Below are 12350 nucleotides of genomic sequence, written 5' to 3'. Positions count from 1 at the left end.
AACGCACGTTGATCACCTCTCAATCCGTTTAGGTGACAACTACGCTGGCAGATAGGGAGCAGTAGCAGTAGCAGTAGCAGTAGCAGTAGCAGTAGCAGTAGCAGTAGCAGTAGCAGTAGCAGTAGCAGTAGCAGTAGCAGTAGCAGTACAACATGATGTCATGTCGCGGATAACGAAAAACCAGACCGTCATCATGTCAGGGGATGCACGACCAGAAGCAAATAAAAAATAAAAACACAACTCAAAAAACGATCTACACAAGGGAACAAACCATGAAAATCCAAATGAGCTTGCTGGCTGCCGCTGTCGCTTTTTCTTCACATGCGATGGCAGTGGACAATGCTTCCGACATCGATCAGACCGGTTTCGCCAATGGCGCGATGGTCACCCAAGGTGACCGCAATGGAAACCCGTTCAACGCTGGCGAGCATACCAGTGATATCGACCAGACAGGTGCCTTCAACGGCGTCACTGTCTACCAGAGCGGCGTCGCGAGCATTGCCAGTGTCAATCAGCAAGGCCTGGCCAATATGACGGATGTCCTGCAGAGGGGTCAGGCACAGATAGCAACTGTCTACCAGGAGGGGCGCCGTAACCACGCCGATGTCGACCAGAAAAGCTTCAAGAACACGGCAACCATCACGCAGGATGGCCTGCGTAACAACTCCGTCTCCAAGCAAGGCGATAGCGGCCCGAACTCAAGTGGTCGTTTCAATGACTTGACCGTGACCCAGACAGGCGCCTTCAACTCGTCCATCGCCACGCAAAGCGGTAGTCACGAGAAAGCGACAGTGATCCAAATGGGCCTCGGCCATGATTCGGATGTCGAACAGAGCGGTGAATACAACGTCGCTTCCGTCAGCCAGAGCGGCATCTACCATGACTCCAGCGTGTTGCAGAGCGGAAAGTACAGCAAGGCACGTGTCATGCAGACGGGGGCTTTCAGTGACTCGGACATCGCACAATCCGGCAAGCATCAGCGAGCTCGTGTCATGCAAAGCGGCACGTCACACGATTCCGAGATCAATCAGGGGGGGGGCTACAACCGTGCCAGCGTATCTCAGTCTGACTTCCACAATGACTCAGAGATAGACCAGTATGGTTACGGTAACCGCAGCATGGTCATTCAAAGCGGCGCCTTCAATGACTCTGATATCAAGCAGGCTGGCCTGGGCAATCTAGCCGTGATTGAGCAAAGCGGTTTCAATAACGATGCCAATGTCACGCAGGTTTGGGCTGTTGATAACGAGTCCTACATTACCCAGACCGGTTACAACGACAGTGCGACCGTGCTGCAGGTAGGCGGACATAACGAATCCACCATTCTGCAGCAGGCTGGCGGCTTCATGAGTTTTGCGCCGAATACTGCCAATGTGACGCAGACTGGTTTCACCAACACTTCCACCATCACCCAGACTGGCGGTGGCAACGTGGCCAACGTGATGCAGTACTGATCATGCCCCAGCCAGGATCTCTTACAGAACCCCGCGCAAGCGGGGTTTTTCGTTTTCCCACCCAGTGGATCCATATAATGGAAGGCCGCTGACAGGGTTGTCAGCGGCCTTCCAGTACCAACCGCGAAACACCTAACGCAGCGACACGTTACTTCTTTGGCGCTGTCACGGCCCCCTCCGGGAAGGACTCGCGATAACTCTCAAGGCTTTCATCCACCATCTGGCGGCCCTTGCTGACCTGCTTGTTACCGCCGACGATCCGCGCCTTGCCCTTCTTGATCTGGCCATTGCCCTTGTCGATCAGCGCCTGGCCCTTGGCGATATTGGATTCGCCATCATTGACCAGATTCTCACCACTGACGATCTGCTTCTCACCTGCCGCGACCAGTGATTTGCCTTCTTCCCACTGATCTGCCAATTGGTCACGCACCTTGGCGACAGCCTTGGCTTCCTCAGCCTGACCGCGCATGAGATCAGCGGTTGTCGGCTGGCTGGAGCAGCCCGCGAGCAGTGCCAGACTGATGGCAGCGGCGGCAGTATTTACCCATTGTTGGCGCATGATATTTCCTTTCCAGATGCATAGCTTCCCAACCAAAGCCAAGGCTCACTCGGGAGCGCACTATGCAATACAAAAAAGGGCATGGCGCTCATTCCGCCATGCCCCATGACAATGATCGCTCGTCTCAATGTAGCCTGAGCTGCTCACGAATCAGGCGAGCCAAGGTGACATTGGCGTTGGGCGCTGTCGTGTCGATGTGGACCAGCTGACCATGCTCTTCCGGTGCGAATGGCTCGCGATTGGCCAATTGCTTGTCGAGCACCTCGAGACCTGCCTCGGACGCCTCACCACTGCGCTGGCTGCGCTTGATGATGCGCTTGCGCAGCGTCTCGTCATCGGCCTCGAAGCTGATCATCAGCACCGGCAGGCCACGGGCTTCTGCCTCATGACGCAGGCGATCACGCTGCACCTTCTTCAGGCAGGTGGCATCGATGCAGACGGGGATACCCGATTCCAGCAGCGTGGCGGACAGATGCGAGAGTCGCTCGTAGGTCGCATGGGTGGCCTGCGGCGTATAGATGCCACCATTGAGCCCGGACTCGGTATCGGCATCCGCCGCAAAGCCATACAGGCGCTTGCGCTCCACATCACTGCGAATACGCACGCCGCCCAGCTCACGCACCATCTCTTCCGTGAAGCGACTCTTGCCGCTACCGGAGACACCCACACCGATGATCATGTAAGGGAAGCGGATCTCGCTATAACGCTCCGCCAGCTCGATATAGCGCTCGTACTCGGCCAGCACATCGGCCCGATCCGCTTCACACAGGTCCGGCTGGTGATAGCGAATCATCGCCACCTTGGCCCGGATCAGTGCGCGATAAATCTTGTAGTACGGCAGCAGACGCACCAGCGAGTAATCACCGGAGAGCTCGAGATAACGGTTGAGTGCATGATGGGCAAAGGCCTGCTCATCACGCGCTTCGAGATCCATCACCAGGAAGGCCAGGTCACAACCGACATCGTTCCAGCGCAATTCTTCATTGAACTCGATGCCGTCAAACAACAGAGCACGGCCTTCATGGCGCACGGCGTTACCCAGGTGGATATCGCCGTGAGTCTCACGCACGAAGCCTTCCTGCCAGCGACGCTCGAACTCGGGATTGAGGCGCTGGAAGGTCTCTTCGGTCCACTGCTTGAGCAGCGCGAGTCGCTTGATGGCCTCGGCATCATCGCCGAGGCGGGGACGAATCAGCTCGAACTCGTTGTCGATGGTACGGCTGACCATCTGCGGGCTACCCAGCTCGCTATCGCCCTGGATGCGCTCGGCCTGCTCATGGAAGGCCACCAGCTGGTCGACCAGATCATCCAGCAATTCCAGCGACAGCTCGCCACTGGCCTGCAGGGCGCTGAACAGATGGCGATTGGAGAACTGGCGCATCTTGACCGCGTACTCGAAGACAGCACTGTCGTCTCCGATGCGCGGAGCCTCGGGCGTGCCCGAGATCGCCACGGTATCCAGATACAGCGTCGGTGCCAGACGGCGGTTGAGGCGCACTTCCTGTTCGCACAGGATCTTGCGGCGCTCAAGGGTCGAGAAATCCAGGAAGCTGCCGAAATCCAGCGGCTTCTTGATCTTGTAGGCGTAGTCGCCGGTCAGCACGATCCACGAGATATGCGTCTCGTGCACTTCGATATCCTTCACGGGGTGATCGAAGCAATCGGCTGTGTGAAGGGCTCGAATCAAGGCCTGGCTCAAGGTCGTCTCCGCTAAGGCAAGCTGGCTATAAGGTCATTAGCGCAATCGCTATCGTTGGCGACAAGTGTACCGGATGGCAGCCCGCCCGGCAGCCTGCCGAGCGGGTTCCTGTCTGCGTTGGCCAACCCGCGGACTCAGGTACTGTCTTGCGTCGCACTCAGTTCGATGCGGACATCTGCGCAAAGACCCGCTCAGCCGCATCCAGCGTGGCCTGGATATCCGCATCGGTGTGCGCCGCGGACATGAAGCCGGCTTCATAGGCGGACGGCGCCAGGTAGACGCCTTCGGCGAGCATCGCGTTGAAGAAGGTCACGAAATCCTGCTGACGGCAGCGCGTGGCGGAGGCGAAATTGCTGACTTCTGCGTCATCGGTGAAGAAGACACCGAACATGCCACCGGCATGCTGGGTGATAAGACGGATGCCTGCCGCCTTGGCACGGCTTTCCAGGCCTTCACACAGCATCTCGACCTTGCGCGCAAGCTCGGCGTGGAAGCCGGGCGCCTTGAGCTTGCGCAGCAGCGCGACGCCAGCGGCCATCGCCAGCGGATTGCCTGCCAGCGTCCCCGCCTGATAGACCGGCCCCAGCGGCGAGAGGTGGTGCATGATCTCGCGCTTGCCGCCGAAGGCACCTACCGGCATGCCGCCGCCGACGATCTTGCCCAGGCAGGTCAGGTCCGGCGTGATGTCGTAATGCGCCTGAGCGCCGCCCAGGGCGACACGGAAGCCTGTCATCACCTCATCGAGGATCAGCACGCTGCCGTGGGCATCGCACACTTCACGCAGGCTTTCCAGGAAGCCCGGCACCGGCGGAATGCAGTTCATGTTGCCGGCGACCGGCTCGACGATGATGCAGGCGATCTCATCCCCCAGCTCGGCGAAGCAGCGACGCACGCCCTCGGCGTCGTTGTAGTCCAGCGTGATGGTGTGCTCGGCCAGCGACGCCGGCACGCCCGGGGAGCTGGGCTCGCCATGGGTCAGCGCGCCGGAGCCGGCCTTGACCAGCAGCGAGTCGGAGTGCCCGTGATAGTTACCCTCGAACTTGACGATCTTGTCACGACCGGTGAAACCACGCGCCAGGCGAATCGCCGACATGGTGGCTTCGGTGCCGGAGTTGGTCATGCGCACCATGTCGAGGCTCGGCAGCATCTCGCAGATCAGCTCGGCCATCTCGGACTCGATCTCGGTGGGCGCGCCGAAGGACAGGCCACTCTCGAGACGCTCGCGCACGGCGCTGAGCACATCTTCATCGGCGTGCCCGGTGATCATCGGCCCCCAGGAGCCGACGTAATCGATATAGCGCGTATTTTCCACATCGAACAGATACGCGCCCTTGGCATGGTCGATGAACACCGGCGGACGATGCAGTCCCTTGAAGGCGCGGACCGGCGAGTTGACGCCACCGGGAATATGACGGCTGGCGCGTTCGAACTGGGCAGCGGACGTGGTCATGACATACCTCTTGAGAAGCGGCGGGCGGCTCATCGGCCGCGAAAATGGAGAAAAGGGGATCAGACATAAAGACGCTGTGGATAACGTGAATGCAGCTTGTCCACAGCCGATGAAACGGCCCGATAGCCTCGGGGCGGCAAGGGGGTGTGGATAACCCGAATGCCGTCGATGGCGACAGCTTAACGCGACTCACGGGTGAGTTGCAGCCGCGCGAGCGCAAGGGGTGCCGGCGTCGAAAAGGGCATTAGCGCTATCGCCAGGGCAGATATTGGGCCTCGGGCAACGCACCTTTCAGCCCGCGTTGCTGGCCATCGACGAGACTCTGCCAGGTGGCATGCTGCGAGGCCTGCCATGCCGATGGCAGTGGCATGCCGCACGCCAGGCGCACGGCCAGATGCGATGCCAGGGTGCAGCCGCTGCCGTGGAAGCTGCCCGGCAGGCGCGGGCAGTCCATTGACAGCGTGGCATGGCCGCGCCGATACAGACGATGGATGACCGATGACACCGGAGGCGACGCCACCTCACGCTCGAGTGGATCGGTACCTGTGACCAGCACGGCCCCGGTGCCTGTCGCCAACAGATGCTCGGCGAGTGAATCCTCACACTCTCCCGGGGGACAGGCCGCCAGGCGTGAAAGTTCCGCACGATTGGGCGTGAGCACATCCACCTGTGGCAGCAAGCGCTCACGCGCCTCACAGAGCAGCGACTCGGTGGAAAGCTCCCGTCCGCCGCCCGCCTTGAGCACCGGGTCCCACACCACCGGCAGCCCGGGCCAGCGCTTGCGCAGCTCCTTGATCAGCACCACTGTCGCCGCGAGCGCCGCTTCGCTGGCGAGCAGACCGATCTTGAGCGCGCCTGGACGGAAGTCCTCACACAGGGTGCGGGCCATGGCGAGCATCGACTCGCCCGATTGCGGGATCACCGCCTGTACATTGCAGGAGTTCTGCACCGTCAGTGCCGTCGGCACCGTCAGCGCCCAGCCGCCACCGGCACGGATCGCCTCGCTGTCGGCGACCAGCCCCGCGCCGCCGCTGGGATCATGCCCCGCCAATACCAGCACGTAGGGCAGTTGCGCTGAGCACTCGGTCATGGCTGAACCATCCCTCAGAACGGTTTGACGATGACGCAGATGACGATCACCACCAGCATCAGTACCGGCACTTCATTGAAGAAGCGGAAGTAGCGCGAGGTTCTCTTGCAGGTATCGGCGGCGAACTGCTTCAGATACAGACCACAGGCATGGTGATAGCCGACCAGCAGCACGACCATGGTCAGCTTGAGGTGCATCCAGCCCATGCTCATGAAGCTCGGCACCAGCGCCAGCAGCCAGATCCCCAGCACCAGGGTCGCGATCATCGACGGCATCATGATGCCGCGATAGAGCTTGCGCTCCATGGTCTTGAAGTACTCGATGGCCTTGTGGTCGCCGGCATCACGCGCCTGGGCGTGATAGACGTATAGACGCGGCAGATAGAACAGAGCCGCAAACCAGCACACTACGGCAATCAGATGAAACGCCTTGATCCACAGATACATGAGGGAGCTCCGTCAGTCAGGGTCAGGAAGGTCAGGAAAGCCAGGCAATCAAGGGGCGCAGGATGCCACTGGATCGACACGATGGCATGCGAGGCGCCAAAGGCCCATGCGGTATGCGGTCGCGGGCATAAGGCAGAGGACACACCGAAGCGCCACGCCAGAGACAGGGAATGCAGCAAGTCTCAAGGGGTATAGCGATAGTAGCTCTCTATTGCATCCCGCGTAATGATACCTGAAATCTTGCGAATCATCGGTGCAGTAGTGTGCTCGACATAGAGGGCATCGACATCGCTGGGCAGCAGCCGCTCATAGGCCTCGGACAAGGTAGCCTGCAGGTGGATGGGCGCGAGATCCAGACGCTGAGCGGGGATCTCGAGCAGGTCGAGCTCTTCCTGCTCCCGCCAGTGCTCATCCATCAGCACACGCACCAGATCCGCCGCCGGCAGCGCGACCATCGGCTTTTCCGGCGTCGAGCGCGTGACCACCAGCCAGACCGGTTTGCTGTCGAGCAGGGCGCGAGCACGTTCACGCGTGATGCGGCGCGGTACGCTGACCAGCGAGCGCTCCATCACCGCAGGCACTGCCACCCGCGACAGCGCCTGCATCAATGGCTGCTGGAGCGGATGCAGTCCCTGCGACGTCAGCGTCGAGATGAAGAAGCCCTGGCAGTGACACAACTGGCGACAGGTCAGGCCTGCCACCACCACCGCCAGCATGCCGGGCAAGATGATATTCGGCGAATGCGTCAATTCGAGCAGTGCCATCAGGGCGGCCAGTGGCGCCTGAAGCACCGCACCCATCATCGCCGCCATGCCGAGCAGGGCGTAAAGCGCGATATCCGAGGCCTGGTCCGGCAACAGCCAGCCGCCCAGCATGCCCATCAATGCCCCGGCTGCGGCGCCCGCCACCACCACCGGGCCGATGATGCCGATCGGCACGCCACAGGCCACACACAGGGCCGACAGCACCAGCTTGCCAACCACCAGTGCCAACAGGATATCCAGCGCCAGCTGGCCGTCGAGCAACTGAGCCAGACTGTCATAGCCGATGCCTTGCACCTGGGGATACCACCACGCCACAACGGCCGTCGAGACCCCGACCAGCGCCATGCGCATCCCCCATGACAGGTGTGCCACGCGTGCCTGCTGACGCGCCAGATGCACGAAGCCCCCCGCCAGCAGGCCGATGACCAGCGCCGTGAAGATGACCCAGGGCAGGTCGAGCAGGGAATGCAGCAGCAGAGACGGCACCGCGAAGGCCGGTGCCGAGCCGTAGACCATCTGCGTGACCACCGCGCCGGTGGTCGAGGCCAGAATCACCGGCATGAATCCCATCAGGGTGTACTCCATCATCACCACTTCCATGGCGAAGATGACCCCGGCGATCGGCGTATTGAAGGAGGCGGAGATGCCCGCCGCCGTGCCGCAGGCGACCAGCACGCGCAGACTGTTGTTGGGCAGCTTGAGGCGCTCGCCGATCCAGCTCGAGGCACCGGCACCCAAGTGGATCGCCGGACCTTCACGTCCTGCTGACAGGCCGCCGAGCACGCTCGCGACCCCGACCACGACCTGATTGAGCCAGGCACGCAGCGGCATCTTGCCCTGATGGTAGGTCAGGCGCTCGATGACATGACCGATGCCCAGCTTGCGCTGCGCCGGATGCTGTCGGCCCAGCACGATACCGATCACCAGCACCGCCAGTAGCGGCAGCGAGGCGCGCACCCAGGGGGCAAGTCCCTCGAAGTTCTCCGGGTTGTCATCGGGCATGAAGCCCAGAGCACCGGCACTCAACAGCAGGCGGAAACCGACCATCAATGAGCCGGTCAGCAGCCCTGCCACCAGCCCCAGCAGACACAGTTGCGGGAGTGCATCGACCGCCGCCAGCTTGCGCCGAAAATTGTCGAGACTGGGACGAGGCAGATGCGGACGCGTCAGGCGTGACACTCACGACTCCTTGAAGGCACTGGCAATGACAGAGGACATCCATGTCGGCAGCGCATTACTGCCCGCCTGACACCTGTGTATCATATCGATTGCGAACCGTCGCGACCGTGCGCAATCCGACAACCTCGGCACAGCATGGCGCAACGCCTGTCTCGCGCACAGGCCACCAAAGGTCGCAGCAGCAGATCGGACACAAGATTACATCTCGCATCAACAGGACACCGCCCGAAGGCGGGGAGGCAGCATGATCAAGGTAGGTATCGTCGGCGGCACCGGTTACACCGGAGTGGAACTCCTCAGGCTCCTGGCCAGCCATCCGCAGGTGGAAGTGACCGTGATCACCTCGCGAAGCGAGAAGGGCGTGCGTGTCGACGAGATGTACCCCAATCTGCGCGGCCACTACGGCACTCTCGCATTCAGCGAGCCGGATGCCGAGGTGCTGGCCGCCTGTGACGCCGTATTCTTCGCCACGCCTCACGGTGTCGCTCACGCCCTGGCTGGCGATCTACTGGCACGCGGCACGCGGGTCATCGACCTGTCCGCGGACTTCCGCATCAAGGACGCCGACGTCTGGGCCGAGTGGTATGGCCAGCCGCACGGCGCGCCGGAGCTGCTCGGCGAAGCCGTCTACGGCCTGCCGGAAGTCAATCGCGATGCCATCCGCGAAGCGCGCCTGATCGCGGTGCCGGGCTGCTACCCGACCTCCGTGCAGCTGGGCCTGGTCCCGCTGCTGGAAGCCGGCCTGATCGAGACCGACAACATCATCGCCGACTGCAAGTCCGCCGTCTCCGGCGCGGGTCGCGGTGCCAAGGTCGGCTCTCTGCTGTGTGAAGCCGGCGAGTCCATGAAGGCCTACGGCGCCTCCGGCCACCGTCATCTGCCTGAAATCACCCAGGGGCTGGACCTGGCAGCCGGCAGCGCGGTCGGTCTGACCTTTGTCCCGCACCTGACGCCGATGATTCGCGGCATCCACTCCACCCTCTATCCGCGTCTGAGCGGCTTCAGCGGCACGCTGGAAGATCTGCAGACGCTGTTCGAACAGCGCTACGCCGACCACCCCGCCGTCGATGTCATGCCGCTGGGCAGCCATCCGGAGACGCGTAGTGTGCGGGGCACCAACCTGTGCCGCATCGCCCTGCATCGTCCGGGCAACGGCGACACCCTGGTGGTGCTGTCGGTGATCGACAACCTGGTCAAGGGCGCGTCAGGCCAGGCCATCCAGAACCTCAATCTGATGTTCGGTCTCGATGAGATGATGGGGGTCGGTGCGCCGGCGATGATGCCCTGAACCGCCAGCGTACGCCCGCAAGGCAGCACGTCAGACAAAGTTGACCCTTTTGCTCGGATATAGGGATAATAGGCGTCATTCTGTTCTCTATACCGTGCCGGGCGCTATCTTCAGCGTCCGGCCTCCGACTCCTTCCAGGAGGCCCGCATGAGCGAAGCACAAAGCTTCATCCCCACGCCGTTGTACCTGTCCGAGCGCGCCAGTGCCCGGATTGCAGCGCTGCGCGCGGAAGAAGCCAACCCGGAGCTGCGTCTCAGGGTCTACGTCACTGGCGGCGGCTGTTCCGGCTTCCAGTACGGTTTCGATATCGCCACCGATCTGGCCGATGACGACACCGTGGTCGAGCTGGGCGAAGCCGCCATCGTGATCGACCCGCTGTCCTATCAGTATCTGGTCGGCTCGACGATCGACTATGAGGAAGGTCTGGCAGGCGCCCGCTTCATGATCCAGAACCCCAATGCCACCAGCACCTGTGGCTGCGGATCTTCTTTCATGGTCTGATCATTGAGGATCTAATCGTGAGGGTCTGACAGCCCCGCGCACGACATTGACGCCTTGCTGAGGCCTGATCGCCCCCTACCGGTTCCCGGTAGGGGCGATTTTTTTTCGTCATCTCAGTGGCTTGCCAGCTTCCCTTCGCGGTATGGCAGAGGCGGGAGACTTGACGGGGTCCGGTGCGCTCGTCAATCTAAAAACGCTATACATCCTAAAATCTAAATATAAAGAGGAATGTAAAATGCGCAGTTCTCACCTGCTGGCCTCCCTCTCTGGCCTTGCGGCCGCCACCTTCATGGCCAGCGCTGCCCATGCCGTCACCCTCAAGGCGGCGACCGACCCGAGCTTCGTGCCCTTCGAGATGCTCGATCAGGAAAGCGGCGAGATGGTCGGCTTCGATATCGACATCCTCAATGCCATCGGCGAGCGCGCCGGCTTCGATATCGACCTCAAGACCATGGACTTCAATGGCATCATCCCGGCCGTGCAGACCGGTAGCGTCGATGTCGCCATCGCCGGCATCACCATCACCGAAGCACGCGAGAAGGTCGTCGACTTCACCGATCCCTACTATGACTCCGGCCTGCAGATTCTGACCTCGGCCAACAACGGCGACATCGAGGACATCGAGGGCCTGGAAGGCAAGAAGGTCGGTACCAAGATCGGATCCACCAGTTACGACTATCTCACCGCCAACCTCGGTGACTCCACCATCACGCCTTATCCGGGCAGCGCCGACATGTACATGGCCCTGATGTCCGGCAGCGTCGATGCCGTCTTCTACGATGCCCCCAACGTCGGCTACTTCGCCAAGACCAAGGGCAATGGACGCGTCAAGACGGTGGGGCCGCTCTATGAAGGCCAGCAATACGGCATCGCCTTCACCGAAGGCAGCGAGTGGACCGAGGCCGCCAACAAGGCGCTGGCCGAGATGAAGTCCGATGGCAGCTATGCCGAGATCTACCAGAAGTGGTTCGGCGCCATGCCCGGCGACAGCCAGTAAGCCGCTTCCAACTCGCCTAAGACGCCTCACGTCGCGTAGCGCAGAACATAGTGCAGAGCGTAGTACAGATCATCATCACGACATTTCGGCAGCGACAGCCTGCCGGAATGTCGGTCGTCTCGAACCTCCGGCGCGCCCAGCGGTGCATGAGAGGTTCGTGCCAAGGAGCCCCCCGTGGACGTTCAGTTCCAGTTTGATTGGCAGGCCGCACTCAATTCGGTGCCCTACCTGCTCGAGGGCATTCCCTGGACCCTCGCCATTTCCTTCGGTGGCCTCGCCATCGGCTTCGTGCTCGGCATCCTGTTCGGACTGCTGAGCCTGTCTCCCAGCCGGATCCTGCGCTGGGTCGCCACCGCCTATATCGAGATCTTCCGTGGCACCCCGGTGCTCGTCCAGGTGCTCTTCATCTTCTATGGCCTGCCGCAGATCATCGGTGGCCCCATCGATGCCCTGACCGCCGGCATCGCCGCGATCGCCTTGAACTCGGCGGCCTATATCTCGGAAATCGTGCGCGGTGGCGTGCAATCCATCGCCCGTGGCCAGCGGGAAGCCGGCCTGTCACTCGGCCTTTCCATCCCGCAGACCTTCCGCTATGTCATCTGGCCCCAGGCGCTGCGCCGCATGATTCCCGCGCTGGGCAACCAGGGCATCGTCTCGATCAAGGACACCTCGCTGTTCTCGGTGATCGGTGTCGGTGAGCTGGTGCGTCAGGGGCAGATTCATATCGCCACTACCTTCAATGCGCTGGAAACCTACTTCATGGTCGCGCTGCTGTATCTGGTGATCACCCTCAGCCTGTCATTTGGCTTGCGGTTGCTCGAGCGCCGCGGGTTGGTGGGCCAATGATGTCTCTCTGCCCCCCAAACGTGACGGATATCGCCGCGCCATCTCTCCTTCTGCCTGATCTCATTTCTCTGACGACC

At 61.6% G+C, this 12350-nt stretch carries 11 protein-coding genes; 5 read left to right on the top strand and 6 right to left on the bottom strand.

The genetic code is table 11. The features are described from left to right. The first annotated feature begins 203 nt into the window (after positions 1-203). Positions 204-1454 (top strand): hypothetical protein, encoded by a 1251-nt coding sequence (locus tag FLM52_17595; protein ID NVN57539.1) that lies wholly within the window; start codon positions 204-206, stop codon positions 1452-1454. 148 nt (positions 1455-1602) lie between these two features. On the opposite strand, the gene FLM52_17590 is transcribed toward FLM52_17595, so the two are convergent. The 6 genes from FLM52_17590 to FLM52_17565 all read right to left on the bottom strand — a co-directional run bounded on the left by FLM52_17590 (position 1603) and on the right by FLM52_17565 (position 8632). Next, a complete protein-coding gene (locus tag FLM52_17590) occupies positions 1603-2013 on the bottom strand; it encodes a hypothetical protein (GenBank protein NVN57538.1) in 411 nt (136 codons plus the stop codon). Positions 2014-2137: 124 nt separating this feature from the next. After that, complete coding sequence (locus FLM52_17585) at positions 2138-3712, bottom strand: AAA family ATPase (GenBank protein NVN57537.1); 1575 nt, start codon at positions 3710-3712, stop codon at positions 2138-2140. A 157-nt stretch (positions 3713-3869) separates the two neighbouring features. Next, the gene (gene hemL / locus FLM52_17580) at positions 3870-5162 is read right to left on the bottom strand and encodes a glutamate-1-semialdehyde-2,1-aminomutase (GenBank protein ID NVN57536.1); all 1293 of its coding nucleotides are present in this window, start codon (positions 5160-5162) and stop codon (positions 3870-3872) included. Positions 5163-5412: 250 nt separating this feature from the next. Next, positions 5413-6252: a hydroxymethylpyrimidine/phosphomethylpyrimidine kinase gene (locus tag FLM52_17575; GenBank protein NVN57535.1), complete on the bottom strand. Its 840-nt coding sequence runs from the start codon at positions 6250-6252 to the stop codon at positions 5413-5415. A gap of 14 nt (positions 6253-6266) precedes the next feature. Then, positions 6267-6698, bottom strand: coding sequence for a protoporphyrinogen oxidase HemJ (gene hemJ, locus FLM52_17570; protein NVN57534.1), 432 nt, complete (start codon positions 6696-6698; stop codon positions 6267-6269). A gap of 182 nt (positions 6699-6880) precedes the next feature. Next, positions 6881-8632, bottom strand: a complete 1752-nt coding sequence (locus FLM52_17565) for a chloride channel protein (protein ID NVN57533.1) — start codon at positions 8630-8632, stop codon at positions 6881-6883. Positions 8633-8885: 253 nt separating this feature from the next. On the opposite strand from FLM52_17565, the gene FLM52_17560 reads away from it, so the two are divergent. The 4 genes from FLM52_17560 (at position 8886) to FLM52_17545 (ending at position 12273) form a co-directional block, all read left to right on the top strand. Next, on the top strand, positions 8886-9929 hold the full coding sequence (locus FLM52_17560; protein ID NVN57532.1) for an N-acetyl-gamma-glutamyl-phosphate reductase: 1044 nt from the start codon (positions 8886-8888) through the stop codon (positions 9927-9929). Between the two features lie 147 nt (positions 9930-10076). Next, positions 10077-10430 (top strand): iron-sulfur cluster insertion protein ErpA, encoded by a 354-nt coding sequence (gene erpA / locus FLM52_17555; protein ID NVN57531.1) that lies wholly within the window; start codon positions 10077-10079, stop codon positions 10428-10430. Positions 10431-10665: 235 nt separating this feature from the next. Continuing rightward, positions 10666-11427 carry a transporter substrate-binding domain-containing protein gene (locus FLM52_17550; protein NVN57530.1) on the top strand — a complete coding sequence of 254 codons (762 nt, stop codon included), beginning with the start codon at positions 10666-10668 and terminating at the stop codon, positions 11425-11427. A 174-nt stretch (positions 11428-11601) separates the two neighbouring features. Next, positions 11602-12273: an amino acid ABC transporter permease gene (locus FLM52_17545; GenBank protein ID NVN57529.1), complete on the top strand. Its 672-nt coding sequence runs from the start codon at positions 11602-11604 to the stop codon at positions 12271-12273. The last annotated feature ends 77 nt before the right edge of the window (positions 12274-12350 follow it).

It is taken from the genome of bacterium Scap17 (assembly GCA_013376735.1).
Taxonomy (GTDB): Bacteria; Pseudomonadota; Gammaproteobacteria; order Pseudomonadales; family Halomonadaceae; genus Cobetia.
The sequence above is the reverse complement of the archived record's forward strand: the minus strand, read 5'-3'. Positions and strand labels throughout refer to the sequence as shown.

Bases quoted from the DNA above. Each gene is read 5' to 3' on its own strand.
- FLM52_17560 (NVN57532.1), top strand. From the start codon at position 8,886: ATGATCAAGGTAGGTATCGTCGGCGGCACCGGTTACACCGGAGTGGAA.
- FLM52_17595 (NVN57539.1), top strand. From the start codon at position 204: ATGCACGACCAGAAGCAAATAAAAAATAAAAACACAACTCAAAAAACG.
- erpA (NVN57531.1), top strand. From the start codon at position 10,077: ATGAGCGAAGCACAAAGCTTCATCCCCACGCCGTTGTACCTGTCCGAG.
- FLM52_17550 (NVN57530.1), top strand. From the start codon at position 10,666: ATGCGCAGTTCTCACCTGCTGGCCTCCCTCTCTGGCCTTGCGGCCGCC.
- hemJ (NVN57534.1), bottom strand. From the start codon at position 6,698: ATGTATCTGTGGATCAAGGCGTTTCATCTGATTGCCGTAGTGTGCTGG.
- FLM52_17575 (NVN57535.1), bottom strand. From the start codon at position 6,252: ATGACCGAGTGCTCAGCGCAACTGCCCTACGTGCTGGTATTGGCGGGG.
- FLM52_17590 (NVN57538.1), bottom strand. From the start codon at position 2,013: ATGCGCCAACAATGGGTAAATACTGCCGCCGCTGCCATCAGTCTGGCA.
- hemL (NVN57536.1), bottom strand. From the start codon at position 5,162: ATGACCACGTCCGCTGCCCAGTTCGAACGCGCCAGCCGTCATATTCCC.